This window comes from Gardnerella sp. DNF01151, from assembly GCF_049244235.1.
In the GTDB taxonomy this organism is placed as follows: Bacteria; Actinomycetota; Actinomycetes; order Actinomycetales; family Bifidobacteriaceae; genus Bifidobacterium; species Bifidobacterium swidsinskii.
Genome location: NZ_CP058389.1, coordinates 159464 through 185024 on the forward strand (window position 1 = coordinate 159464; position 25561 = coordinate 185024).

The 25561-nt window shown below is 41.3% G+C and carries 24 protein-coding genes and 1 pseudogene; 24 read left to right on the plus strand and 1 reads right to left on the minus strand.

Going from position 1 to position 25561, the window contains the following annotated elements:
- The first annotated feature begins 2 nt into the window (after positions 1 to 2).
- From gatA to rho, 6 genes and pseudogenes are all read left to right on the plus strand, one after another.
- A complete protein-coding gene (gene gatA, locus HXT37_RS00650; protein WP_119504626.1) occupies positions 3 to 1544 on the plus strand; it encodes an Asp-tRNA(Asn)/Glu-tRNA(Gln) amidotransferase subunit GatA in 1542 nt (513 codons plus the stop codon).
- A 32-nt stretch (positions 1545 to 1576) separates the two neighbouring features.
- The gene (gatB, locus tag HXT37_RS00655) at positions 1577 to 3076 is read left to right on the plus strand and encodes an Asp-tRNA(Asn)/Glu-tRNA(Gln) amidotransferase subunit GatB (protein WP_119504625.1); all 1500 of its coding nucleotides are present in this window, start codon (positions 1577 to 1579) and stop codon (positions 3074 to 3076) included.
- Between the two features lie 256 nt (positions 3077 to 3332).
- Positions 3333 to 4240 (plus strand): annotated as a pseudogene (locus tag HXT37_RS00660) (GNAT family N-acetyltransferase).
- A complete protein-coding gene (locus tag HXT37_RS00665) occupies positions 4240 to 4554 on the plus strand; it encodes a DUF2469 domain-containing protein (RefSeq protein WP_004105898.1) in 315 nt (104 codons plus the stop codon). Before HXT37_RS00660 ends, HXT37_RS00665 begins: the two are co-directional and overlap by 1 nt.
- Positions 4555 to 4645: 91 nt before the next feature.
- Positions 4646 to 6265, plus strand: coding sequence for an NAD(P)/FAD-dependent oxidoreductase (locus HXT37_RS00670; RefSeq protein WP_012913735.1), 1620 nt, complete (start codon positions 4646 to 4648; stop codon positions 6263 to 6265).
- 337 nt (positions 6266 to 6602) lie between these two features.
- A complete protein-coding gene (gene rho / locus HXT37_RS00675; protein WP_410310259.1) occupies positions 6603 to 8564 on the plus strand; it encodes a transcription termination factor Rho in 1962 nt (653 codons plus the stop codon).
- A 96-nt stretch (positions 8565 to 8660) separates the two neighbouring features.
- Here the strand turns inward: rho and HXT37_RS00680 are convergent, their stop codons facing one another.
- Positions 8661 to 9866, minus strand: a complete 1206-nt coding sequence (locus tag HXT37_RS00680) for a pyridoxal phosphate-dependent aminotransferase (RefSeq protein WP_004110055.1) — start codon at positions 9864 to 9866, stop codon at positions 8661 to 8663.
- Between the two features lie 282 nt (positions 9867 to 10148).
- Here HXT37_RS00680 and HXT37_RS00685 point away from each other — a divergent pair, with 282 nt between their 5' ends.
- The 18 genes from HXT37_RS00685 to HXT37_RS00770 all read left to right on the plus strand — a co-directional run bounded on the left by HXT37_RS00685 (position 10149) and on the right by HXT37_RS00770 (position 25488).
- On the plus strand, positions 10149 to 10610 hold the full coding sequence (locus HXT37_RS00685) for an Lrp/AsnC family transcriptional regulator (protein WP_004105907.1): 462 nt from the start codon (positions 10149 to 10151) through the stop codon (positions 10608 to 10610).
- A gap of 5 nt (positions 10611 to 10615) precedes the next feature.
- On the plus strand, positions 10616 to 10957 hold the full coding sequence (locus HXT37_RS00690; protein ID WP_004110050.1) for a chorismate mutase: 342 nt from the start codon (positions 10616 to 10618) through the stop codon (positions 10955 to 10957).
- Positions 10958 to 11103: 146 nt separating this feature from the next.
- The gene (gene fbaA / locus HXT37_RS00695; protein ID WP_064622051.1) at positions 11104 to 12159 is read left to right on the plus strand and encodes a class II fructose-bisphosphate aldolase; all 1056 of its coding nucleotides are present in this window, start codon (positions 11104 to 11106) and stop codon (positions 12157 to 12159) included.
- A gap of 115 nt (positions 12160 to 12274) precedes the next feature.
- Positions 12275 to 13576: an adenylosuccinate synthase gene (locus tag HXT37_RS00700; RefSeq protein ID WP_004110044.1), complete on the plus strand. Its 1302-nt coding sequence runs from the start codon at positions 12275 to 12277 to the stop codon at positions 13574 to 13576.
- Positions 13577 to 13671: 95 nt separating this feature from the next.
- Positions 13672 to 14175 carry a fluoride efflux transporter FluC gene (locus tag HXT37_RS00705; RefSeq protein WP_421779559.1) on the plus strand — a complete coding sequence of 168 codons (504 nt, stop codon included), beginning with the start codon at positions 13672 to 13674 and terminating at the stop codon, positions 14173 to 14175.
- Positions 14175 to 14585 (plus strand): fluoride efflux transporter FluC, encoded by a 411-nt coding sequence (locus HXT37_RS00710; RefSeq protein WP_415683540.1) that lies wholly within the window; start codon positions 14175 to 14177, stop codon positions 14583 to 14585. Before HXT37_RS00705 ends, HXT37_RS00710 begins: the two co-directional genes overlap by 1 nt.
- Positions 14586 to 14624: 39 nt before the next feature.
- A complete protein-coding gene (locus HXT37_RS00715; protein ID WP_004110037.1) occupies positions 14625 to 15992 on the plus strand; it encodes a ClC family H(+)/Cl(-) exchange transporter in 1368 nt (455 codons plus the stop codon).
- Positions 15993 to 16115: 123 nt separating this feature from the next.
- Positions 16116 to 17291 carry an ATPase gene (locus HXT37_RS00720; RefSeq protein ID WP_116440310.1) on the plus strand — a complete coding sequence of 392 codons (1176 nt, stop codon included), beginning with the start codon at positions 16116 to 16118 and terminating at the stop codon, positions 17289 to 17291.
- Positions 17278 to 18354: a CpaF family protein gene (locus HXT37_RS00725; RefSeq protein WP_004110032.1), complete on the plus strand. Its 1077-nt coding sequence runs from the start codon at positions 17278 to 17280 to the stop codon at positions 18352 to 18354. The genes HXT37_RS00720 and HXT37_RS00725 overlap by 14 nt, the downstream gene beginning before the upstream one ends.
- 29 nt (positions 18355 to 18383) lie before the next feature.
- The gene (locus HXT37_RS00730) at positions 18384 to 18959 is read left to right on the plus strand and encodes a type II secretion system F family protein (RefSeq protein WP_004110029.1); all 576 of its coding nucleotides are present in this window, start codon (positions 18384 to 18386) and stop codon (positions 18957 to 18959) included.
- A 3-nt stretch (positions 18960 to 18962) separates the two neighbouring features.
- On the plus strand, positions 18963 to 19610 hold the full coding sequence (locus tag HXT37_RS00735) for a type II secretion system F family protein (RefSeq protein WP_004110027.1): 648 nt from the start codon (positions 18963 to 18965) through the stop codon (positions 19608 to 19610).
- A gap of 138 nt (positions 19611 to 19748) precedes the next feature.
- A complete protein-coding gene (locus HXT37_RS00740; protein WP_033888546.1) occupies positions 19749 to 20024 on the plus strand; it encodes a DUF4244 domain-containing protein in 276 nt (91 codons plus the stop codon).
- A 29-nt stretch (positions 20025 to 20053) separates the two neighbouring features.
- Complete coding sequence (locus tag HXT37_RS00745) at positions 20054 to 20434, plus strand: TadE/TadG family type IV pilus assembly protein (RefSeq protein WP_033888547.1); 381 nt, start codon at positions 20054 to 20056, stop codon at positions 20432 to 20434.
- A complete protein-coding gene (locus HXT37_RS00750) occupies positions 20431 to 20835 on the plus strand; it encodes an Rv3654c family TadE-like protein (RefSeq protein WP_033888548.1) in 405 nt (134 codons plus the stop codon). The genes HXT37_RS00745 and HXT37_RS00750 overlap by 4 nt, the downstream gene beginning before the upstream one ends.
- A gap of 105 nt (positions 20836 to 20940) precedes the next feature.
- A complete protein-coding gene (dnaX, locus tag HXT37_RS00755; protein ID WP_288230961.1) occupies positions 20941 to 23346 on the plus strand; it encodes a DNA polymerase III subunit gamma/tau in 2406 nt (801 codons plus the stop codon).
- Positions 23347 to 23352: 6 nt separating this feature from the next.
- On the plus strand, positions 23353 to 23961 hold the full coding sequence (gene recR / locus HXT37_RS00760) for a recombination mediator RecR (protein ID WP_288230962.1): 609 nt from the start codon (positions 23353 to 23355) through the stop codon (positions 23959 to 23961).
- A 129-nt stretch (positions 23962 to 24090) separates the two neighbouring features.
- Positions 24091 to 24855, plus strand: a complete 765-nt coding sequence (locus HXT37_RS00765; protein ID WP_004574185.1) for an aspartate kinase — start codon at positions 24091 to 24093, stop codon at positions 24853 to 24855.
- A gap of 63 nt (positions 24856 to 24918) precedes the next feature.
- The gene (locus HXT37_RS00770; protein ID WP_421779562.1) at positions 24919 to 25488 is read left to right on the plus strand and encodes an ACT domain-containing protein; all 570 of its coding nucleotides are present in this window, start codon (positions 24919 to 24921) and stop codon (positions 25486 to 25488) included.
- The last annotated feature ends 73 nt before the right edge of the window (positions 25489 to 25561 follow it).

Below are 25561 nucleotides of genomic sequence, written 5' to 3' on the forward strand. Positions count from 1 at the left end.
ACATGACTAATACTCAAGATTTGGTAAAACTTTCTGCTGCCGATATGGCAAAGGCTGTAAAAGCTAAAGAAGTTTCTAGCCGTGAACTTGTTGAAGCTCACTTGGCAGTCATTGAATCTGCAGAGCCAGAAATTAAGGCATTCTTGCATGTTTCTGCAGATATTGCTCTCGAGCAGGCAGATGCTTTTGATGCTAAGAACGCTAATGGTGAGACTGAAGGCTTGCCTGAGCTTGCAGGCGTTCCAATTGCAATTAAAGACATGATTGTCACTAAAGGCATTCCAACCACTGCAGCATCGAAGATCCTCGAAGGCTGGGTTCCACCTTACGATGCTACTGTTATTGAAAAGCTCAAAGCAGCTGGCATGCCAATTCTCGGCAAGACTAATTTGGATGAGTTTGCTCAAGGTTCTTCTACAGAACATTCTGCTTATCAAACTACTTGCAATCCTTGGGATACTGAGCGTGTTCCTGGTGGTTCCGGCGGCGGTTCAGCTGCAGCTGTTGCTGCATTCGAGGCTCCTATTGCTTTGGGTACAGATACAGGTGGCTCTATTCGTCAGCCAGGTGCTTTAACTGGTACAGTCGGCGCAAAGCCAACTTATGGCGGTGTTAGCCGTTTTGGTGCAATCGCTATGGCAAGTTCCTTGGATCAGATTGGACCTGTTTCTCGTACCGTTCTTGATTCTGCGCTTTTGCAGGAAATTATCGGTGGTAACGATAGGCGCGATTCTACTTCTATTCCAGCTCCTGTTCCTCCAATGGCTCAGGCTGCACGCGAGGGTGCTCGCCGTGATTTGAAGGGCTTGAAGGTTGGTTTAGTTAAAGAGCTTAGTGGCGAAGGCTTCCAGCCGGGAGTTGAAGCACGCTTTAATGAAGCTGTGCAATTGCTTAAGGATATGGGTGCAGAAGTAACAGAAGTCTCTTGCCCTCATTTCCCTTACTCTTTGGCTGCTTACTACATTATTATGCCTTCAGAAGTTAGCTCTAATTTGGCTCGTTACGACGGCATGCGCTACGGTTTGCGCGTAATGCCGCCAGCAGACAAGCCTCAGACTGCTGCAAATATGATGGCCGCAACTCGTGAAGCTGGTTTCGGTGACGAAGTAAAGCGCCGTATTATTCTCGGTACTTACGCGCTTTCCGCTGGCTATTATGATGCTTGGTATGGTTCTGCACAGAAAGTTCGTACGCTTATTATTCGCGATTTCGAAGAAGCGTTTAAGAAAGTAGATGTTCTTATTTCTCCAACAAGCCCTACAACGGCATTTAAGTTTGGTGAGAAGATGGACGATCCACTTTCTATGTATATGAACGATATTGCTACGATTCCTGCAAACATGGCTGGCGTTCCAGCTTTGAGCCTCCCAGCTGGCTTAAGCGACGATGGTCTGCCTGTTGGTATTCAGATTATTGCTCCGCAATGCCATGATGAAAAGATGTACAAGCCTGCAGCAGCGTTGGAAGCAGCGCTCGAAGAAAAGTGGAGCGGCCCAATCTGGAAGTCGCTTAAAGCTGGTTGGCTCGATTCATTGGCTAAGTAAAGTGAAATAAAGCTTAAGTAAGAAGGATTCTCATGGCTGAAAAACTTATGAAATACGCCGATGCTGTTGAGCAGTTTGATCCAGTATTCGGTTTGGAAACGCACGTTGAGCTTTGCACTCGTACGAAGCTGTTTTGCCCAGCGGAAGTGTCTTTTGGTGGTGAGCCAAACACTCAGCTAACTCCTGTAAGCCTTGGTTTACCAGGCTCTTTGCCAGTCGTAAACAAAACTGCAGTTGATTACGCTATTAAGCTCGGTTTGGCGTTGCATTGCGAAATTGCTGAGTGGAGCCAGTTCGCTCGTAAGAACTACTTCTACCCAGATATGCCTCGCGATTACCAGATTTCCCAGTACGATAAGCCTACTAACGGCAACGGTTACTTGGATGTTGAGCTCGAAGATGGCACCGTGTTCCGCGTGCCGATTGAGCGCGCTCATATTGAGGATGACGCTGGTAAGAATACTCACGTTGGCGGTGCTGACGGCCGTATTGAAGGTGCAAATCATTCTTTGGTTGATTACAATCGCGCAGGCGTGCCTTTAATCGAGATTGTAACTAAGCCAATCGAAGGTGCGGGTAGCCGCGCTCCAGAAATTGCTGGTGCTTATATGCGCGCAATCCGCGATATTGTTCGCGCCCTCAACATTTCCCACGCGCGCATGGAGCAGGGCAATATGCGCGCTGACGTGAACGTTTCGCTACGCAAAAATCCGACCGATCCGTTCGGCACTCGTTCCGAAACTAAGAATGTGAACACATTCCGCGGAATCGAAAAGACACTGCAATATGAGATTCGTCGTCAGGCTGCTATTTTGAGCGAAGGCGGCGAGATTTTGCAGGAAACCCGCCACTGGGATGAAGCAACTCAGACCACTGCTGGCGGTCGTGTGAAGTCCGACGCCGACGATTATCGCTACTTCCCAGATCCTGATTTGGTTATGCTTCACATCACTAAAGAGCATATTGAGCGCATGAAGGCCGAGATGCCAGAAATGCCTCGCGAGCGCCGTAACCGTTTGCAAAGCGAATGGGGCATTAGCGATCTTGAAATGCGCGATATTTTGAACGCGGATGCTCTTGATTTGGTTGAAGAAACCGTTAAAGCTGGTGCAACTGCAGCAGGTGCTAAGAAGTGGTGGCTTGGTGAGCTTGCTCGCGAAGCAAACACTCGTGGCGTGACTTTGGAAGAATTGCCTATTACTCCGCAAGATGTGGCTGAAGTTGAAAAGCTAATTGCAGACGGCAATCTTAACGATAAGCTCGCTAAGCAAACTGTTGCATGCGTTTTGGTTGGCGAGGGTAAGCCTGATGAAGTTGTTAAGAAGCACGGATTTAAGGTTATGAACGACGACGGTGCTTTGGAAGCTGCTGTTGACGCTGCTCTTGCTGCTGATCCTGAAGTTGCAGAAAAGCTTAAGGCTGGAAATATGAAGCCGATGGGTGCAATTATTGGCGCTGTTATGCGTGCAACTAAAGGTCAGGCTGATGCTAAGGCTGTTACTAAGATTGTGATGGCAAAAATCAAAGGCTGAAAAGTGCCGTAAAGGCTGAAAAATTTAATATTTGATAACGCTAATGTATAAACGTAAAAGCGTAATCAATATTCAAAAGTAAGTGCTGCGTACTTGCTGCATACTCAAATCAGGTTTGTTTGTGTAGCAGGTGCGCAGAATTTACTATTTATCAACATTGCGAGGCATTTTTCGTCTTCTGGATTATCATATACTATGCGACATGAGAATTATGCGAAGGGCTTAATTCTCAAAGGCACAATACAAGTAGGTGACTATGCAACAAACCAATGATGGTGTTATTAACTCTCGCGAGTTACCAAAATCTATAGTAATTCCTCAAATTCGTGGAGAGATGGCGCACCTTCGTCCAGCTACGTGCAATGATTTGCAAAGAATGGATGATTTGTGCGCATTTGATGGTGCTGCAGTTATTACTGGAAAGGATGCTAATTCAGAGCGTTCTATGGTTCATTCGTGGGTTGAAAGCTCTATGCAATGGACTAAAGATAGTCTTATTGGCGAAAATCCTTCTGAATCTTGTCGTTTTGCTGGCGATGTTCAATTGCGTCACACTATTGCGTGGGCGATTGTTCCTGATGTTTTGGATGATTCAAATAACGCTTCCGGCGACATTATTGGCATGATTTTCCTTATAGATATTGACGGATGGTCTCGCAGTGCTCGAATTCAAGTTGTTTTAGGCAAAAATTATCGAGGAAGAGGCTATTCGCGCGATGCGATGCCTAGAGTGATGACTTATGCTTTTGCATCAGAGCCGACTGGTCTAGGGTTGCATAGAATTTGGGTGGGAGTTCCGGCAACTAATACTCGTTCGCTTTCGGTGTATCAATCGCTTGGCTTTGTAAAAACAGGCACTGCGCGCGATGCATTATGGGATGCCCAGAATCAAAAATATCAAGATTTTGTTGTAATGGACACTCTTGTAGATGAATATGATGCTATTCGCTCGCTAGATGCTTTTGGGTTACACGTTATTGAAGAAAATCCTGGTGTAATTGAAGCTTTGAGTGCGCATGAACATTCTGTGGCTATACCTGTGCATCGTGATAATCTTGATGAAGCATGGCCGTACAATGTAAACGTCTCTGAAGGAAGTTCATCAAAAAAGCTTGGTGGCGCATTATAGGTCGTGGACGCAAACGTAATACGGAAGGTAAGTAATGAGCGCCGAAGATCTCGACAACTATGAAACCGATGCAGAACTTGCGTTATACAAAGAATACCGTGATGTTATTAAGCTTTTTACTTATGTTGTAGAAACAGAGCGACGATTTTATTTAGCCAATAAAGTCGATTTTAATGTGCGTTCAGCAGGTCAGGATGTTTATTTTGATGTTCAACTTACGGACGCTTGGGTATGGGATGTTTACCGCCCTTCGCGTTTTGTTAAAAATGTACGAATAGTAACTTTTAAAGATGTAAATGTTGAAGAAGTACAAAAAACAGACATTGACATTCCTGAATCTATCGCGTGATGCGCGTATGCTCAATAAGGATGTATAGGAATTGCTTACCTAGCACGCAAAGTGTTTTCGTAAAAATTTGATGTATTAAGATGGAGGACAAGTGACGGATACACAATCCCCAAAGGAATCTGTGGTAATTATTGGTGGTGGTCCGGCAGGGTTGACGGCAGCCTGGGAACTCGTTAAGGATGGCGGATCTAGCCGCTACGACGTAACAGTGCTCGAAGCCACGCGTGAGTTTGGTGGCATTTCGCGTACTGTGAAGTATAACGGCAATCGTATGGATATTGGCGGTCATCGTTTCTTCTCAAAAGATGACCGTATTATGCAGTGGTGGCGTGAAATGCTACCTCTCCAGGGTGCGCCTTCATATGATGATAAAAAGCTTGGTCGTCATCATGATTTGGAAGCAGGTGGACCTGATCCTGAAGTTGAAGATGAAGTGATGTTGAAGCGTCATCGCGTTTCTCGTATTTTCTGGAATCATCATTTCTTTGATTATCCAATTTCTCTTTCTGCAGCAACCTTGCGTTCTATGGGCTTTATCTTGACTATGAAGGTTGGCTTCAGCTATTTGTGGTCTATGATTCACAAGTTGCCAGAAACTAATCTTGAGAATTTCTACATTAATCGTTTCGGCAAGAAACTTTATTCCATGTTCTTTGAGGGCTATACAGAGAAGCTTTGGGGTAGACATCCAAGCCAGATTTCTGCCGATTGGGGTGCTCAGCGCGTTAAGGGTTTGAGCATTGTGGAAGTGTTGAAGAACGCTTTTTCCAAGCTTTTCCCTAAGAAAAAAGGCAAGGAAAAGGAAGTAGAAACCTCATTAATTGAGGAATTCTGGTATCCAAAGCTTGGTCCTGGTCAGTTGTGGGAAACGGTTGAGCGTCGTTGCCGCGAAAACGGTGCTACTGTGCGCACAGACGCAAAGGTAGTTGCTATTAAGCAAGCAGACGGAAAGATTTCCAGTGTTGTAGTTGAAGATGCAAATGGAGAGCGTTCAGAATTGCACGCCGACCAGTTTATATCTTCTATGCCAATTAAGGATTTGGTAGCTGCTCTTGAGCAGGGTGCAAATGGTGACGAAAAGGCTGAAGTTCCAGCAGAAATGCAACGCGTTGCCAAAGGTTTACCTTATCGCGATTTTGTGACTGTAGGCTTGCTTGTTAAGCGCGTGCGTCTGCGTAATACTACCACTATTCCAACGCTTGGTAATCCTCCTATTGTTCCTGATTGCTGGATTTACGTGCAGGATCCTGGATATAAAGTCGGACGTTTGCAAATCTTCAACAACTGGAGCCCATATCTCGTTAAGGATGTTGATAACACTGTTTGGATTGGTCTTGAGTACTTCTGCGACGAAGGCGACGACTTCTGGAATATGAGTGATGATGATGCTCGCAAGATGGCTATTGACGAGTTGACTCGTATGCAGGTTATCAATGGTGAGGAAGATGTTCTTGATTCTCACCGTGAGCGAGTTCCAAAGGCATATCCTGCTTACTTTGACACATACGCTCAGATGCCTGAATTGATTGATTATCTTGATGGCTTTGGTAATTTGTATTGCGTTGGTCGTAATGGACAGCATCGTTATAATAACCAAGATCATTCAATGGCAACTGCTATTGAGGCTGTAGAAGATATCCGAACTGGAGAAACTTCTAAGAAGAACGTGTGGTCTGTTAATACTGAAAAGTCGTATCACGAAAAGAAGTAGTAATTAATTCTCATATAAATTTGAGCGTTTGATTTTAAAGCGCAAATAATTTAGCGATATAGCGTCAATAATACTGGGTGTTACCCAGGTTATTGGCGCTTTTTGTTTATGCGAGTAGCTCTTTAAAAGCTTTATAGAAATTGCAATAAAATACTAAATACTATGGCGCGTCGCATTGTACAGCGTCGTATAGCTGTAGTAGCATACATAATGTTCGTTGTTATGTACATATGAATTGTTATGAAATAGCAGCGAGTTCGTGACGGATTTTTCCGTAATCTTCCATGTAAAGACTTGCCGGGTTTCTATTCCGTGCGAGTTAAGGAAAGGTAAAATTGTGGCAACAGGCCAGAATCTTGAAAAAATGAAGCTTTCAGAATTGAAAGATCTTGCGAAACAAATGGGTTTGCGTGGTACATCTACAATGCGTAAGCCTGAGTTGGTGGCTACACTGACGGCTGCTCGTAATGGGGGAGAAGCGCCTGCAGGTGTAAGTGTTCGTGTTCCTCGTGATGTTGTGAATGCTAATAAAACTGCAGATACTAGTACAGATATAGAAGATGTTAGGTCATCGAAAGACAATAGTGATTTAGAAGCGTTAGAAGTTTTGGTTCCCAATGCTGCTTCAGATCGTCGATATAGAGACGAAGAAGATTTTGGGAATAAAAATTATCGACGCGATGCGAATCGTAATAATACATTCCAGCGTCGTCGTTCCTCAGAAGATCGTAATGATAATCGCGATCGTAGAGAAGATGGGATGGATTCGCATGAGTTGGATCAAATTTTGGCAACATTACCTGGTGAAGATTCTCACGCAGAGGGTGAGCAGCGTCGTCAGCGTGTAGCTTCTCGTGACTTTGATAGAGAAGAACAGCAAAATCGTGCTGATCGTTTCCAGCGTCGTATGCGCGGTCGTGCGCGTGATTACGATGAGTCTCGTTCAGATTATTCAGATCGACAGAATCGTTCAGAACGCATGGATCGAGTAGAACGTGACGATCGTGATGAACGTCGTGCTGAGCGTGGAGAACGTCAAGATCGTAATGTTCGTCTTGATCGTGATGCGCGTGATGCACGTGACTCTCGTGAAGAACATGATTTACGCGAGACTCGCCGTGAAGAGCCTCAGGAAGAGCTCGTACCAGTAGCCGGAATTGTTGATGTCTTAGAATCTTACGCATTTGTGCGCACTTCTGGTTATTTGCCTGGCCCTAACGATGTGTATGTTTCAATGAGCCAAATTAAAAAATATGGTTTACGCAAGGGTGATGCAGTTCAAGGCTCCATTCGTGCTCCTCGCGAGGGTGATCGCAGGAATCAGCGTCAGAAGTTTGTTCCGTTGCAAACTGTTAATAGCATTAATGGCATGAGCGTTGAAGAAGCTCAGTCTCGACCGCAATTTGCTAAGTTGACGCCGTTATATCCGCAGGAGCGTTTAAAGCAAGAAACTACTCCTAATCGCATGTTGGGACGTGTCATTGATTTAGTTGCCCCAATTGGTAAAGGTCAGCGCGGTTTGATTGTGTCGCCACCAAAGGCTGGTAAAACTATTACTCTTCAGAATATTGCAAATGCAATTACTACAAATAATCCTGAAGTGCATCTTATGGTTGTGCTTGTCGATGAGCGTCCAGAAGAAGTTACCGATATGGAACGCACTGTGCAAGGCGAAGTGATTTCTTCTACATTCGATCGTCCTGCAACGGATCACACTACTGTCGCTGAGCTTGCTATTGAGCGTGCTAAGCGTTTGGTTGAGCTTGGTCAGGATGTTGTGGTTTTGCTTGATTCTATGACTCGTTTAGCTAGAGCCTACAATATTGCTGCTCCTACTTCTGGTCGTATTCTTTCCGGTGGTGTTGATGCTCAGGCGTTGTACCCACCAAAGAAGTTCTTCGGTGCTGCTCGAAATATTGAAGATGGCGGCTCTTTGACTATTATTTCTTCTGCATTGGTTGAAACCGGCTCTAAGATGGATGAAGTAATCTTCGAAGAGTTTAAGGGCACTGGAAATATGGAATTGCGCTTGAGTAGAGATTTGGCTGATAAGCGTCTCTTCCCAGCAGTAGATATTAATGCCTCTGGAACTCGTCGTGAGGAGTTAATTACTCCAGCTGCAGATTTGCCAGTTATTTATCGTTTGCGCCGTCTCTTTGGTGGTCTTGAGGCAGAGCAAGCGTATCAGACTTTGATTCCTCGATTGAAGAAAACTGCTTCAAACCGTGATTTCTTAGCTGCTATAACTCAACAAACTGGCACTGCTACGAATAATTCTTCTTCTACGACTATTGCGTAGTTCTTATTTCGTAAGGAATTAAAATTATTGCCCTTTGGATTATCTATCAAGGGGCAATAATTTTATTTATATTTATATTTATTAATAACTAATATTTTATGCAGCATGTAAAGCTTGTTGCGCAAGTGCAAATTTGCTTATGCGCGCTACTCCTTCTTTAAGTTCTTCTGCTTTTCCAGCGTAAGATAGTCGCACGAATCCGCTTCCTTCTGCACCAAAGGCTTCTCCTGGCACAACAGCAACTTTTTCTTCATCTAAAAGTTTTTTGCTAAATTCTTCTGAACTTAAACCAGTTGGTCGAACGTCAACAAAAACGTAGAATGCACCTTGAGGCTCTATAAGACGTAATGCATTGCAATTTGCCAATCCGTCTATAACAAGCTGACGTTTTGCGCGATATTCTTCTCTCATTTCGCGCACGTGATCTTGCGGACCTGTTAATGCAGCTACGCCGCCATATTGTGCGGTAGAATTTACAGAAGAATGCATCATTTCTGCAATTTTGCTGGTTTGCTCAATAACTTGACTTGGTGCAAGAATATATCCAATTCTCCATCCTGTCATTGCATAAGTTTTCGATAAACTTTCTACAATAATGGTTCGTTCGTGCATTCCTTCAGCTGCTGCAATAGATGGTGCTACAGCATTTCCGCAAGGTTCAGTTTCTGGATTGCTTGCGAATACGAATGGATGGTAGACTTCGTCAGAAATTACCCAAAGATTAAATTCTTGGCATAATTTTGCAACTTCTTCGAGTTCTTCTGCGGTTGTTACAGCACCGGTTGGGTTGCATGGAGAATTGATAATGATGGCTTTAGTGCGTGGCGATATAGCTTTGCGTATTTCTGCTGCATTAATATGCATTCCATGTTCTGGCTTAAGGGCTACAGTTACTGGAATTCCTTCGCACATTAGCACTTCTGCATCGTATGATGTGAAGTATGGAGATGGAATAATAACCTCATCTCCCGGATCTATTACTGATTTAATAGCTAAATATAATCCAATAGTAGCGCCGTCAACGGCTTGAATTTCTGTGTCTGCGTTGTAGTTTAAACCTTTTACTCTATTCGTATAATTTGCAGCTGCCTCGCGGAATTCTGGTATGCCTAAAACGTCTGTGTATTTTGTTTTTCCCTCTCGTAATGAGTTGCACGCGGCTTCAACAATGTGTGAGGAAGCAGTTTCGCCTGGTTCTCCTAGGCATAGTGAAATAGCGTCTGGTATTTGTTCTACACGGTCAAATACATCTCTAATACCTGAACGAGGTATTGAAATTGCATGTTTCGCTACTTTTGCCATGCTGTGCTCCTTTTTGATTGTTGGTTTTGATTTTATAAGAATAATCTTTAAAGGTTATAGGCTTCGTTTATACGCTTATTATGCGAATTGTACAACACTATTACGGCTGATGTTAAAAGAAAAAATTATTTTTAACGTAATAATTTGTATTTTTTATTATTTTTTGAATAAATTTGTTCTTTTTCTGTAAAAAATACTGTACCATGAAAGAGACTGCAATGTGGCGCTACATAGATTCGTTTTAGATTCTCAATTCAGCGTCGACTGGAGAATGGAGGACGTATGGCTGGAAATCCTCATAAAGCTGAAACTAGTATAGCTATGGATTCAACTGATGCAATCATTGTTGATATTCTCGAACATGATGGTCGAGCGACGTTAACTCGTTTGGCGAAGGCTTCGGGTTTGTCTGTTTCTGCAGTTCAATCTCGAGTGCAAAAGCTTGAGCGTAAAGGTGTTATTACTGGTTATCGCGCGTTAATTGATTATGAGCGTCGTGGTTTACCTGTAAGCGCATTTGTGTCTGTTACGCCACTTGATTTTGGGCAGGAAGCTACAATACCTAACAAATTGCGTGATATTTCTGGTATTGAAGCTTGCTATTCGATTACTGGTAGTCCAAGTTTTATGCTGGTAGTGCGTGTTGCTACGCCAAGCAAATTGGAAGAACTTATTAATACCATTCATCGCATAGTCCCTGTCAGTACAGAAACAACTATGGTTCTGCAAACATATTTCGATTAAATAATATGTGTGATTTTTCTGAAACAACGGTTGACGCGCGCGATACATCTCTTACGACATGTTGCAAAGTTGCTGCCGAAGAGATTATTGTGTTGCGTCAATCTGTTGATAATTTTGATAATGCAATAATTGCGCTGCTTGCTGAGCGGTTTAAAACTACGAAACGAATTGGTGAGTTGAAGGCTGAAGCTGGATTTGCTCCTGAGGATTCTAAAAGAGAGCAGCAGCAAATAGAAAGTTTGCTAAATATTGCGGAAAATGCCGGATTAGATTCTTCGATTGCGTTGAAATATCACGAGTTTGTTGTTACTGAGGCTAAGAAACGTCATCAGCAAATGCAGTCTTGAGATTAGATATTTCTGTTATTTTAATTGCGTTGAACTATGAATCACAATCAGTTTGTAGATTTTGAAAATAGATTTTCGCATATCGGTATGTAATGTTTTTGTGCATATGCGTGGCTATCTGAGTAATAAAGGCGGATAATACAAGTATGACTATTGCAACTGTTGAACGTTATGCGCATATGCTTGATGCTGCAAGTCGAGGTGGCTACGCATACCCTGCTATCAATGTTACTAGTACGCAAACTCTTAACGCAGCGCTACAGGGATTTGCTCAAGCTGAATCTGATGGCATTATCCAAGTTTCTGTCGGTGGCTCTGCTTATTTTTCGGGTCAATCTCTCAATAATCGTGTTGTTGGTTCAATAGCATTTGCAAAATTTGCGCACGAAGTGGCAGCTCAATATCCTAATATCACTATTGCGCTTCATACAGATCATTGTGCTGAGCAATATTTAGATGATTGGATTCAACCACTAATTTCTTATGAAACAGAACAAGTCAAAAAAGGCGAAGAACCATTATTTCAGTCGCATATGTGGGATGGCTCAACGGTGCCTTTGCAACATAATCTAGACGTTGCAGAACAGTTGCTGGATGCTTCGCAAAAATCTCGCACAATTCTTGAAATTGAGATTGGTGCTGTTGGTGGAGAAGAAGACGGGCATCGTGCTGATATTGACGAGAGATTGTATTCTACGCCTGAAGATGCTTTGCGTGTTGTAGATAAACTTGGCTTGGGTGAACGTGGCAGGTATATGGCAGCGTTTACTTTTGGCAACGTTCATGGAGCCTATAAGCCTGGCGTTGTAAAACTGCATCCTAAATTATTGCAAGAAATCCAAAAAACTGTATATCAGAACTATCAAAATATTTGTGATACTCGCACCTTTGGCGCTTCTAAAAAGCCGTTCCTGCTGGTATTTCATGGCGGATCTGGCTCTACCGCTCAAGAGATTGCTGAAGCTGTGCGTTACGGCGTAATTAAAATGAATATAGATACCGACACTCAATACGCTTTTACTCGTGCAATCGCTGGTCACATGTTCAGCAATTATGACTCTGTTCTTAAAATAGACGGAGAAGTTGGCGAAAAGAAGTTGTATGATCCTCGATCTTGGGGTCGTGAAGCCGAAAAAGCCATGGCTCAGCGTGTAGTAGAAGCTTGTGTGCAATTAGGTTCTGCTGGTAAAGCACTGAAATAGTAAATTTTTAATTTTATATATTTCATTTTCTTATTCGGTAGGGGCATAGAGATAGTCTTAACAGGTAAGGATTGTGCTTATTTGAGCAGCGTTAGCTCAAAAATGGAGGTGCGGCATGCCTGGTATTGTGCTTATTGGAGCTCAATGGGGTGACGAAGGTAAAGGCAAAGCAACAGATTTAATTGGTTCAAAGGTTGATATTGTCGCACGTTTTAATGGCGGTAATAATGCTGGGCACACTGTTGTTGTTGGCGATAAATCTTATGCATTACATTTACTTCCAAGCGGAATTATCAGCCCTAATGTTACGCCTGTAATTGGTAATGGTGTTGTTGTTGATCCAGAGGTATTGCTTGAAGAAATTGACGCTTTGGAATCTCGCGGTGTAGATTGTTCGCGCTTGCTTGTGAGCGAAGCTGCGCATGTTATTACTCCGTATCATCGAGTTATTGATAAAGTAACTGAGCGTTTTCTTGGCAAACACAAGATCGGCACGACTGGTCGTGGTATTGGACCTACTTACGCAGATAAAATTAATCGTGTTGGTATTCGAGTGCATGATTTATTTAATGCTGATCACTTGCGCGACAAAGTTGAAGCAAGTTTGCATCAAAAGAATCAAATGCTTGTAAAACTTTATAATCAACATCCTATTGATATTGATGCAGTTACTGCTCAACTTGTGGAGCTTGGCAAACGCTTGAAGAAATATGTTGCTGATACTTCATTAGTATTGAATGAAGCAATGGATGAAGGCAAAACTGTGCTGTTTGAAGGTGGACAAGCCACAATGCTTGACGTCGATCATGGCACTTATCCGTTTGTAACTTCTTCAAACCCTACTGCTGGTGGCGCTTGCACGGGTACTGGTGTTGGTCCTACTCGTATTACGCGCGTAATTGGAGTAGCGAAAGCGTATATTACTCGTGTTGGTGAAGGTCCATTCCCAACTGAACTTTTGGATGAGCAGGGTGACTGGTTGCGTGAGCAAGGCCATGAATATGGTGTTACAACTGGTCGTCCTCGTCGTTGTGGATGGTTTGATTCTGTAGTAAGCCGTTATGCAACTCGCGTAAATGGTTTGACGGATATTGTTCTTACTAAGCTTGACGTTTTGACTGGTTTGAAGGAAATCCCAGTTTGCGTAGCTTATGATGTGACTTTGTCTGATGGAACAGTTCAGCGTATGGAAGAAATGCCTGTAGATCAATCACTGTTTGCTTCTGCGAAACCAGTATACGAGATGCTTCCAGGCTGGAATGAGGATATTTCTCAAATTCATAAGTTTGAAGATTTGCCTCAAAATACGCAAAGTTATGTAAAGCGTTTGGAAGAGCTTTCTCATTGCCGTATTTCTGCTATTGGAACTGGTCCGCAGCGTGATCATATCATTAGTGTTCACTCACTAACTGACTGAAATTGTTTATTATTTTATGATCAACTTAGCAAAACGGCACTTCTCGGTTGGGAGTGTCGTTTTGGTTTATGACGATAATTTCAAAAAGAGTGAAAATGAGTAAAATAAGCGGAAAAAATAAAAAAAATAATTGTCGATTATACTTTTTAGTTTTTATTGGTGGTACATGTGGAGCTTTCGTGCGCGCAGTAATTTCTTCTTATGCGCACATGATTCACCAAGTAGACGGACAATCATTTATATTTGGTCAGCTTACTTTAGGAACTTTTTTGTCGAATATGATTGCATGCTTTATTTTTGCTCTTGTTACTGCAATATCTGTTAAAGCTTTAACGCAAGAAAAGCAAACTTTGTATAAATATGCGCTAGGAACAGGCTTTTGTGGCGGATTGTCGACTATGTCTACTTTCGCGTTTGAAAGTGCAATGTCTTTTATGTCTCCACGCATGACGCTTGTTGTTTTGGGCATGCTTTTTTCGCTGCTTTTTGGCGTTTTTATGGCTTTTGTTGGTAATTGGGTTGGAACAGGAATTGCGAATTGCATGAACAAAAAGCAAAGTCGATCTGTTGCAGAAGCTAACACTAAGGTGATGAAGTGATGAATTCTTTATACGTTTTTATTATGTTTATTTTGCCTTGCTTTTTTGGCGGTTTAGGTGCTGTTTTAAGATGCGCAATGACTAAAAAAATTTCAGCTGCCCACAAAAGCGAAGTTCCAGTTGCAACGCTATTTATCAATTGCATTGCTTCATTTGCTATAGGTGTTGTATCTAATGTTTTCATGGTTGCAGCTGCAATATGTGGAGTACGTTTTGCTTATTTGATGATTTTGGGATTTTTGGGTGGATTTTCCACGTTTTCTACTGCAATTTTTGAAGGTGTGGATCTTATTCAAAGAAAGCGCATAAAAGATGGAGTGTTCTTGCTTTTTGCAGAACTTATTGTTCCATTCTTTGCTGCTTCTGTTGGGTATATTGTTTCGCAAATATTGTTACTGTACGTAATTTAGTATTTAGAAGTTAAGTGTTGTGCGCAGAATCGAGTTGTAGTGAAGTTTAAGAATGCATTGAGCTTTTTGAGTAATAACTTAAAGCAAATATCAAAAACTTTTTGCCAGCTTCGTTGGAAAGTAATATTAGCTGGGATATTTGTCGGCGTTGTTTCTGGTTCATTAGTAGCTTCTTACAGGCTTGGTATTGAATACGGTACAGATTTTGCGCGTTGGATGTATTTACAAATCCGGCATAACGCATGGTGGATTTTGCCATGCTTAATTTTTGCTGTAATTGCAGGTTTAATTATTGGCTGGATGAGTCGTAAAGAAAGTATGGCTTCTGGAAGTGGTATTCCTCAAGTCGTGGGATATGTTAATCGCGGTTTGAATATGCGATGGCACACGATTCTGCCAGTGCGTTTTGTTGGCGGTTTACTTGGTTCTTTATTTGGATTGTCTCTTGGACGTGAAGGTCCATCTATTCAAATAGGTGCATGTGGTGCTCAGATGTTGTCTCGAATTTTTCGTAAAGGTAGGCGTGACGATATTAAAGAGCATTATGTGGTAACTGCTGGAGCTGCAGCCGGTTTATCTGCTGCGTTTTCTGCGCCACTTTCTGGAGTTATGTTTGCTATGGAGGAGATTCAGCACGGCTTAACTTCAATTGTTCTTATAGGAGCTGCTGCAGCTGCTTTATGTGCTGATTTTGTTTCGCAAACTTGTTTCGGGTTGCGTCCAGTTCTTGATTTTGGTCAGATTCCAGATTTGCCAATGAACTTGCATATTTGGATTATTCCTCTTGGTATTTTTGCAGGTTTTGTAGGCTCGATAATGAATCGTTCGTTACTTGGTTTGCAAACATTATACGGATATTTGCCAAAGTGGATGCCTGTTGCCATTGCTTGCTTAATTGCAATACCAGTTGGCTTGTTCCTGCCTGAAGTTCTTGGTGGCGGATCTAATTTAGTGCGACTTTCTGAATATGGAAAAGCAAGTCTTGCAATGCTTTGTTTGCTATTTGTGGCAAAAATGTTGTTTACTTCTACGAGTTTTGGTTGTGGCGCTCCCGGTGGTATTTTTATGCCTATTCTTGCAGTAGGTGCGCTCGCAGGTGGTGTTGCTGCGCGCTGGATTACTAGCGTTTCAGCATTTGGCATTGATACAAAATTTGTATCTGTGTTTGCAGTTTGCGTTATGGCTGGTACGTTGTCTGCATCTGTAAAAGCTCCACTCACTTCGATTTTGCTTACTGTTGAAATGTCTGGAACTATGATTCATACGCTTCCAGTTGCAGCTTCTGCATTTATCGCATTGCTTATTTCGGATATTCTAAAAACTAAGCCAATTTATGGTGAGTTACTTGAACGCTATATGAAAGTTAATAAAGATTTAGTATTGCCATCTGTAAATTCTGTAAAATAGATGTTTTTATAGATAATTTTTGTGCAATATTTGCTTATTCTTAATATTTCCTGAGCTTTTAACCACATTGCATGAATATTGTTGAAAACTCATTGCTGTATGCGTTTCAATAGGCGCATGAGTATGAATATGAGTGTAAGCAACAAATCAATTGGCGTTAAGCAGATTGATAAAAATTATAACAATGGCGAAGCTGTAGGCGCATTTAGAGATGTTAAACGTTATGTTTATCCTCCTCAAGTTGCAGATAAATCTATATACGAATCTGCGTCTAATGGTGTAAAAAGCACGCCTTGTATAGCTGACGATCATACTGTTATGACTCTTTTGCCTAAGAGTTCTCAAGATGTGGAGAGTTTTCAACACACTGAACGCTCACAAGATATTTCTATTAAGCATAAGTCTTGCATGTTTAATAATTCTGAAGAAGATAATCTTATTGCGCGTGATTCTTTAGATCCGTTGCCTAAAAATATTTTAGTTGGAATGTCTGCTGCAGATGGCATTGGGCTAAGCACTTCGCTATCTATTCTTTCGCGCTATATAAGTGAACAAGGTCATAGTGTTGCTCTTGTAGATGCTGATTTGACTCATGGTGGTTTAGACGTTCTGCTTGGTTTGGAATCAGATGAAGGCCGCAGGTTGCAAGAAGTTGATGCTTCTTTAGGTAAATGCGATGGCTATGTGTTACGCAATGAGCTATTGCATTGGGACAATGTGGATGTTTTAGCATTTTCTCCATGGCATGGTAAGTATCCTGAACCTTGGGTTTTAGAGGCTGCTATTAGAGGTTTAGCTGATGCTGTTGATGTAGTTATTGTAGATATAGGTTCTGGCGAGACTGCTATGAAGTCTTACCATAATATTCCGCAATTTATTGACAGTGTGACTCTTGCTGCTGTTGAGCTATCTGTGCTTGATTTAGCAAGGTTTAGAGCGTTGCTACAAAAATTAGATACTTTGTGTGATTCTGAAGTAAAGTTTAATAAATTTGCTGTTGTTGGATTGTCTCCTCGTGGTTTAACGCAAAAATCTTATGTTTTAAGTATCGATGAAGCTTCTGAATATCTATCAACTACATTTCTTGGTTCTTTGCAACACGATGCTCGCATGTACGCCGACATTATAGGGGGATATGGTATTCGAAATGTGCCATCTTCAATGAAGGAAACCATGAAACGCATAAATAATTGGCTTATCGGAGATGTTATATCAAATACAAAAAATGCTGTAACTAAATATCGTCGTTCGCAATATCGTCGTTCGAAATACTCAAGAGGTAAATATGATCGTAAATAATATTCGTGATATCGATTTTGGAATTCTGCAGGAATTTGCCAATGATGTAAGAGTTACAGACATGGTTGTAAGTGAGTCCGGTCGTGTGTGGGTAGATTGTGGGCAAGGTCTCAAGGAACGCGCAACTCGAGTTCCGCTTAACAACCCTGCTTTGTTAAGAGAATATGCTGTATGGCTTTGTGCACAATTAGGCAAAAGACTGGATGATGCGTGTCCTATTGCTGATGCTTCAAGTACTTCTGGCATTCGCATACATGCTGTTTTAGCACCACTTGTATCTCAAGGAGCAGCATTGTCAATTCGTTTTCCTTCAGTTAATCGTTATGATCTTGTTTCTTTAAGCGATCAAGGCATGTTTCCAAAAGAATTGTCTTGTATTCTAAGCGTTTTAGTTAAAAAGCGAGCAAATATAATGATCACTGGAAGTACTGGATCTGGGAAAACCACACTTATGAAGGCTTTGTTGGCTGCTGCTGATTGCGAAGATCGTATTGTATCTGTTGAAGAAATTAGAGAGCTCGGCGAGTTGACACAAAATCATGTTTCGTTAAGTGCGCGAGAAGCTAATGTAGAAGGTGTAGGAGAAATTGGCTTATCTCAATTAGTAAAAGCAACATTAAGAATGCGCCCGGATCGCATTATTCTTGGTGAATGTCGTGGGGAAGAAATTGCTGATTTGTTGAGAGTGTTTACTTCCGGGCATAAGGGTGGAATGACAACTCTTCATGCAGATGAAATAGAAAAAGTTCCCGCTCGTCTTATGGCATTAGGGTTATTGGCTGGGTTGGAGCCTGCAGCTTTATGTGCTTTAGCTGCTGGAGCATTCGATGTTGTTATTCATGTAGAGAGATCCTCTAACGGGCGTCGAATGATCAAAGAACTCGGTATTTTGCAATACGCTTCTAGCGCTTCGTTGCTGTGTGGCATTCCAGTTTTGCAATTATCTTGTGGAATTGACGGCAGTATTGTCATGAAATTTTTGCCTGCATGGGTTAAGTTTTCAAATTATTGGAATCTTCCCGAAAATATGGCCAACATATGTGTTGACAGTTCAAATAATTAGTAGTCGATTGTGTTGCTTGGAGCGTAAAAATGGATATTGAAGAAGTTCTTGCTGGAATGATTGCTGCATTACGTTCTGGTTCTACTTTTGCAATGATTGTTCACAGTGACTCTAAGTCTCAACAATGTATTTGCAGTAGTGCAGTTAATACAAAAATTATTTATAAATGGCTTTATGAACGTTGTTTTCCAAAGAACCGCAATATGAATAAGAATCAACGTCGTCAGCTTGAAAAACATATGCATACTGTTTCTGAAAGTCTTATGGCTTCATATGAATTGAGTAATACTCTTGGTTGTGCTATGGCAGAATGTGTGGAAGCTACGGCAGCGTCATATCATGCTCAGAAGCGTGCAGAAGATTTACGTGCTGACGTAGCTGCAATGCCAAAAGCAACAATAAAACTACTTACTGCTCTACCTATTTTGGCTCTTTTTGCTGGTGAATTATTAGGTGGGCACCCTATTTTGATGTTAATTACAACAGTAAATGGATGGATTTTATTAACAATAGGTGGAATATGTTATGGATTGGGTTTGGCATGGGTTAGTTCTATGTTGCAAATATCTCAGCATGCAATGGATGCTGCCTCGCTGGAAGGATGATTTATGGAATCCACAAAGCAGCTTTTGTTTATCATCCCATTGTTTGTTGTAATTGTTTGGCAATGGGTGAGTTTGAAATTAGAGTGCGATTCATTAGATAATCGTATGCGTTTTAACAGTAAAATTATGCTAGTTAAATACGAATGGCGTAACTCCAAAGTTTCATATGTAGATCCTCTTCTTGGTTTACATATGATTATTGTTTCACTTCGTAGTGGTGTTGCTATTACTAGGGCTCTTAGTGCTGTTGGAGAAGTGTTTCCTTGTGGTCAAGGCATGTGGCTTTGCTCTGTTTCCAATGCTTTACTTGCAGGAGATACGTGGCATGAAGCATGGTCTTCTACTTATACTAAACAAGATAATTTTGAATTAGAAAATAAATCAAAATTTACTAATCGTAAAAACTTAGATTCTTCAGAAATATTAGCTAGATGGTTAATGACATCTTTAAAAGAATCATGGTGTTATGGTTCATCTCCAGTTCCTGTATTGTCTGCACTTGCTCAACATTATGAGATAAATATGGCCAATATTGCTAGACAAGAAAGTTCTAAGTTGTCTGTGCGATTGCTGCTTCCTGTTGGATTATGTTTTTTGCCGTCTTTTATATGCATAGGAATTTTGCCAACAGTTATGTCGCTTATGCGCTAGCTTTTTAAAAATAAATTTTTAGAAAAATAAATTAGCTTTTATCCACAATGCAATTTTTTTATTTTCATTCGCAAAACAAGTTGTAATAATATTTCTATCCGAAAATTTCGGATAGTTTGAAGTGAAAGGTACAAGATGATGGTTGGGATAATGCAAAAACTTGTTGCACGATACGCTGTGTCTATGCTTCAAGTAAATGAACAATTAGTGAATATTGAGTCACGTTTGTGTCAAAAAAGAAAACTGTACGCTGAAGGTCTTAAAAATAAGGATTCCGGAGCTGTAACAGCTGAGTATGCAGTAGTTATTATTGCTGCTACTGGTTTTGCTGCACTGCTAGTTGCTATTTTGAAATCAGATACGGTTCGCACAACGTTGACAGATTTAGTGAAAAAAGCATTGAAAATCGGCTAACGGCATGTTTTAGCAGATGAAATGAGCTTATGATGCGGAAAGTTATTGTGTGCAAAAGATTGTTGCGCAAAATTAGTGATTATGACAGAGGGACGGTAACTGCTGAATTTTCTATTGTTTTGCCTTGTGTATTAATACTGTTATTTGTATTAATTGGCATAGGTAGAGCAGTTGTATGTACTATGAATTGTCATGATGCTGCTGCGCAAGTTGCGTATTATCTTGTGACTCATAAGGACGATAAAGCTGCCGCAAGTATTGTGCAGTCGGTCGCAGGTCAAGGAGCGTCGGTGAAAATAAGTCGTAGCAATAATATGGCGAATATTGTTGTTAAATGTCCTCTTATTCCCGATCCTCTTCATATTTTGCCGCCTCTAGTGGAAAGTCATGTAAGCCAGGTTTTAGTATGAGTAGGCGCAAGAATTTTGTGAAGCATTCAATAAATTTCATTCATAAGCGATGTAAGGGCATTGACTGCGGTTCTGGCACTATGCTTGGCATTATGCTAGTGATCGCAGTCTGCTCAATAGTAGTGCTTTCTGCTATTTTATGTAATGTTCTCGGAGCTAAACATCAAGCTTATGCTGTTGCAACTTCTGCTGCTTTATCTGGTGCTTCTGCGTTGCAAAGGATGGAGGATAATGCGTGTGAGGTTGTTGCGCGTACTGTTGCTTCAAGCAATGCTTTTTTGAAATCTTGCAACTCTACTAGTAATGATGTAACTGTTCGTGTTTCTGTTGGGCTAAATATTCCATTTGCTTCTAACGTGGAAGTTTCTGCTAGAGCAGGACTAGAAGATTGCAATAAGTAGTAAGTAGCAAAAACGAATATAAATATCAGCAGTCGGGTGGCGGCTGCTGATAGTCTTAACTAAGATATATCGGGGAAATAGTTAGGTCGCAGTAGGTTAGGAAACATGGCACTTGCACTGTATCGTAGATATCGTCCTGACACGTTTGATGGTGTTATTGGGCAGGATCAGGTTACCATACCTTTGTCTAGAGCATTAGACCAAGGAAAAATAACGCATGCATATTTATTTTCTGGGCCGCGTGGATGCGGTAAAACAAGTTCTGCGCGAATTTTAGCTCGCTGCATTAATTGCGAAAAAGGACCAACTTCGCACCCATGTGGAGAGTGCCAAAGCTGTAAAGATTTAGCTACTGGCGGTGCCGGTTCTATCGACGTTGTAGAGATTGATGCTGCAAGCCATAACGGTGTCGATGATGCTAGAGAGTTGCGTGAGCGTGCTGGCTTCGCTCCTGCTCGTGACCGTTATAAGATTTTCATTCTCGATGAAGCTCATATGGTTACGCAGCAAGGTTTTAATGCTTTGCTTAAGATTGTAGAAGAGCCGCCTGAACATGTAATGTTTATTTTTGCTACCACTGAGCCGGATAAAGTTATTGGCACTATTCGCTCGCGTACACACCATTATCCTTTCAGACTTGTGCCTCCAGAGGTAATGTCTCCATATCTTGAAGATATTTGCAAAAAGGAAGGTATTCTGCCACAGCCGGGAGTTCTTCGTCTTGTTATGCGCGCTGGTGCAGGATCAATGCGAGATACGTTATCTGTGCTCGATCAGCTTATGGTGGGTGCTGTTGATGGTTCAATTTCTTTGGATTCTGCGGTTGCTTTATTAGGTTTTACGCCTAATTCATTGATTAGCGAATTCATTGACAATCTTATTAATCATGATGGTGCTTCGATATACGATGTAGTTCGTCGCGTTATTGTTGGAGGCTACGATACTCGTAAGTTTGTAGAAGATTTATTAGGTAGAGTTCGTGATTTGTTGCTTATGGTATCTGCAGGTCCTAAAGCGGCTTCAAGCTTACTTAATGATGTTTCTCCAGAAGATTTGGAAATATTGAATAAGCAATCTGCAAGCATGACATTGCATGATTTAGCACGTATGGCTCAAACAATTAATGATGCTTTAAGTGCAATGGCTAGTGCAATTTCTCCTCGAATGAATTTGGAAATTTTAGTTGCTCGTTTGCTTGCAGACAGTGAAACTTCAAATACTGTTGCAACTAATTTGCGCATCAATAACGTGCAGCAACAAAATATTTCCACTTCTAAGCAGAATATCCAAAATAAAGTATCTTCTGGTGCTCATTTCGTAGGTTCTACACGCAATAAGAAATATGTTTCTGCAGATAGTGAGAATAATAGTACTTCAAATTCTTCACTACCTTCTGAAACTACAGCATCTCCTATTGCTAAAGCAGAAACGCAATCTGCTACAAACACAAAAGAAACGGAATCTAAAAAAGCGTTTTTGAACGATGCGCATAATGCTAATTCAAAGAATGATTCCATGGATACTGATGCAATGTGGGATAAAGTAGTTTCAAAATTGCCTGATGACGTACGTGAGTATGTAACTCGTGAGTATGTTCCTACAGTGCAACTTACTTCAGCACAATCAGGTCGACAGCGTCTTATTTTGACTTTTAATGAGCCTATGAGTCAACATGCGTTTGCGCTCGCAGTATGCACCACTTCTCCATATGATGGACAAAAAGTGCCAAAAGTAGTAATGAATGAAGTGCATGAGATATTTGGCACGCAAGTAATGATTGCTCCTGCACCAGTTGCTGCTAATGGTGAACAAGTAGAATCTGTTGCTCGAATGGATCCGCAGAAGCTTGCAAAAGTTAAGCGCGATATTTTATTGCGTAAAACAGGTATATCTGCTGGTTTTAGTAATAAAACTGATTCTGATAGCAGCGGAATAAATAAAAATCCGACTAAAAAAGAATCTTCGGGTTTTAGTGGCGCTGATGGCTCCGCAGCATCAGTAGCTTCTGAAAATACTGCGGATGAGCTAAGTGATGTTGCGAATGCGGATGATGATGTTTGGGCAGATATGTCGTCTATGCCTATGTCGGATGTGATTGCAATGCCAGAAGACTCTTCTTCTGAAGAGTCTTCTTCTAAAGGCTCTTCTATTGAAGATGAGCCTATGAATCATGATGACGAGATTACAATACAGAAGAGTTCGCATTCTCATAACCAAGATGAAGCTATTTCTGGTGTCTTGGATCAAGCTAAACTACAATCTCAAGTTCAGAATGCAACTAATACTTCAGAATTGTCTAGTGAATCAATTCAGACTACTGTTTCTCCTACGAATGGAGCTACTGCTGACGAATGTTCAATGGATGATGCTTCATTAGAATCAGCAACATCTGTAAGCACTGATGAGCTTAAACAAATTTTTGAAGTTAAATCTGTTGAAGAATTTGCTTCCACTGATCCTAAAAATCCTAAAAATGCGATTATGAGCGTTAAGAAAAAGCAAGAGGAGTAGTTTACAGTGCATAATTCATCGTCATATGATGGAGCAATTGGTCGCTTAATTGAAGCATTTTCAAAGCTTCCAGGGATTGGACCTAAAGGCGCTCAGCGTATTGCGTTTTACTTACTTTCTTCCTCGGATGAAGATGTTCAAGAGCTAATAGACGCAATTAATAACATGAAAGAAAGTGTGCGTTTTTGTGATGTATGCGGAAACGTATGTGAGCAGAGCCCTTGCATAGTATGCGCAGATCCTCGGCGTGATCATAGCAAAATTTGTGTAGTTGAAGAACCTAAAGACATTATGAGTATTGAGCGAACTCATGAATATTCAGGTGTTTATCATGTTCTTGGTGGTGCAATTAACCCAATGGCAAATGTTGGGCCTGGGGACTTAGCAATTACGCAATTACTTGAACGTCTTAAAGATGCAAAAGTTCAAGAAATTATTCTTGCGCTTGATCCTGATATAGAAGGTGAAGCGACTGTTACGTATTTGGCTCGATTGCTCGATCCTCTAGGAATTAAAGTTACTCGCTTGGCAAGTGGATTGCCTGTTGGTGGAGATTTAGAGTATGCGGATGAGATCACTTTAGGTCGTGCATTTTCTGGCCGTCAATCTGTGTAATTTTGAATATTGTTTTTATGTGCACAAGTCATTATCAATAAATAGGGCATAGTTGGTAGTCTGATATCGAAGCCATTATTCGGCATATCCTGTGCGTTTATCAATATTGACATGAGCAAGGGGTAAAAATTGGCGCTTATCGTACAGAAATACGGTGGTTCTTCTGTAGCGGATACGGATTCCATACAACGTGTTGCCAAACGCATTCTTTCTACAAAAGCAGAAGGCAATGATGTTGCTGTTGTAGTTTCAGCGATGGGAGATACAACTGACGATTTAATTGATCAAGCAATGAGTGTAAATACTCATCCTCCTGCTCGCGAAATGGATATGCTTATGACAGCAGGCGAACGAATTTCTATGAGTTTGCTTGCAATGGCTATTCATGCTCAAGGATCTCATGCTTATTCTTTTACTGGTTCTCAAGCTGGATTTATGACAGATACTCAGTTTGGAGCTGCGCATATTCGTGCGGTTAAGCCTGATCGTGTCAGAAGAGCTCTTAGCAAAGGCAGTGTTGCAATTGTTGCCGGGTTCCAAGGAATTAACGAAGTTGGAGATGACACGACTCTCGGTAGAGGCGGTTCGGATACTTCCGCTGTAGCGCTTGCGGTTGCTTTAGGTGCTGATGTATGTGAGATTTACACGGATGTAGATGGAGTATTTACTGCGGACCCACGTATTGTGCCAACTGCAAAACGTATTCCTGTAATCGATTATGATTCAATGCTTGAAATGTCATCTTGCGGCTCGCGCGTGCTTGCGTTGCGTTGTGTTGAGTACGCTCAGCGTTTTGGTATGCCTCTTCATGTTAGAAGTTCATTCTCACATAGGAACGGAACGCTTATAGTTCCAAATAATATTAATCCGAACGATTTGCCTAATCTGAGTTAGGAAATACAAAACTAAATATTAATAGATAATGTCAAATAATCTTCGAGCTTAAAGGCGGTAACAATGGTAAACCACGATATTCTTTCGACTATGGGCGATTTATTTCCTGATTTAGGTCCGGAAACTCCTGTTATCTCTGGCGTTGCTCATGATCGCAGTGAGGCAATGATTACGGTTCGCGGTATTCCAGATATTCCTGGTATGGCTGCGAAAGTATTTACAACTCTTGCAAAAGCAAATGTAAATATTGACATGATTGCACAAGCAAGTGCTTCTACTGGTACAGCAGATATTTCTATTACTGCTCCAGGAGCGTCAATGGAAGCAGTCCGTAAAGTTCTAGAAGAAGCGCATGATGAATTGAAATTTACTTCTATGGATGTCGTTCCAGTAGTAGGAAAAGTAGCTGTTGTTGGCGTTGGTATGAAAACACATTCAGGTCTAGCTGCTACCTTCTTCACTGCGCTAAGTGAACATGGTATAAATACTTTGATGATTTCTACTTCGGAAATTCGTATTGCTGCCATGGTTCCTGTTGAACAAATTGATGAAGCTGTTCGTGCTTTGCATACTGCTTACGACTTGGACGCAAGCCAGGTTGAAGCAGTAGTGTACGGCGGAAGCGGGCGCTGAAGCAATTTAAATTATTGAATTAATAAATTAACTAAATTATTTAAATTGTAGAATTGTAAAAACTGTAGAAATT

Coding starts and splice junctions, on each gene's coding strand:
- gatA (WP_119504626.1), top strand. CDS start 3: ATGACTAATACTCAAGATTTGGTAAAACTTTCTGCTGCCGATATGGCA.
- gatB (WP_119504625.1), top strand. CDS start 1,577: ATGGCTGAAAAACTTATGAAATACGCCGATGCTGTTGAGCAGTTTGAT.
- HXT37_RS00665 (WP_004105898.1), top strand. CDS start 4,240: ATGAGCGCCGAAGATCTCGACAACTATGAAACCGATGCAGAACTTGCG.
- HXT37_RS00680 (WP_004110055.1), bottom strand. CDS start 9,866: ATGGCAAAAGTAGCGAAACATGCAATTTCAATACCTCGTTCAGGTATT.
- HXT37_RS00685 (WP_004105907.1), top strand. CDS start 10,149: ATGGCTGGAAATCCTCATAAAGCTGAAACTAGTATAGCTATGGATTCA.
- HXT37_RS00690 (WP_004110050.1), top strand. CDS start 10,616: ATGTGTGATTTTTCTGAAACAACGGTTGACGCGCGCGATACATCTCTT.
- fbaA (WP_064622051.1), top strand. CDS start 11,104: ATGACTATTGCAACTGTTGAACGTTATGCGCATATGCTTGATGCTGCA.
- HXT37_RS00700 (WP_004110044.1), top strand. CDS start 12,275: ATGCCTGGTATTGTGCTTATTGGAGCTCAATGGGGTGACGAAGGTAAA.
- HXT37_RS00705 (WP_421779559.1), top strand. CDS start 13,672: ATGAGTAAAATAAGCGGAAAAAATAAAAAAAATAATTGTCGATTATAC.
- HXT37_RS00710 (WP_415683540.1), top strand. CDS start 14,175: ATGAATTCTTTATACGTTTTTATTATGTTTATTTTGCCTTGCTTTTTT.
- HXT37_RS00720 (WP_116440310.1), top strand. CDS start 16,116: ATGAATATGAGTGTAAGCAACAAATCAATTGGCGTTAAGCAGATTGAT.
- HXT37_RS00725 (WP_004110032.1), top strand. CDS start 17,278: ATGATCGTAAATAATATTCGTGATATCGATTTTGGAATTCTGCAGGAA.
- HXT37_RS00730 (WP_004110029.1), top strand. CDS start 18,384: ATGGATATTGAAGAAGTTCTTGCTGGAATGATTGCTGCATTACGTTCT.
- HXT37_RS00735 (WP_004110027.1), top strand. CDS start 18,963: ATGGAATCCACAAAGCAGCTTTTGTTTATCATCCCATTGTTTGTTGTA.
- HXT37_RS00740 (WP_033888546.1), top strand. CDS start 19,749: ATGGTTGGGATAATGCAAAAACTTGTTGCACGATACGCTGTGTCTATG.
- HXT37_RS00745 (WP_033888547.1), top strand. CDS start 20,054: ATGATGCGGAAAGTTATTGTGTGCAAAAGATTGTTGCGCAAAATTAGT.
- HXT37_RS00750 (WP_033888548.1), top strand. CDS start 20,431: ATGAGTAGGCGCAAGAATTTTGTGAAGCATTCAATAAATTTCATTCAT.
- dnaX (WP_288230961.1), top strand. CDS start 20,941: ATGGCACTTGCACTGTATCGTAGATATCGTCCTGACACGTTTGATGGT.
- HXT37_RS00770 (WP_421779562.1), top strand. CDS start 24,919: ATGGTAAACCACGATATTCTTTCGACTATGGGCGATTTATTTCCTGAT.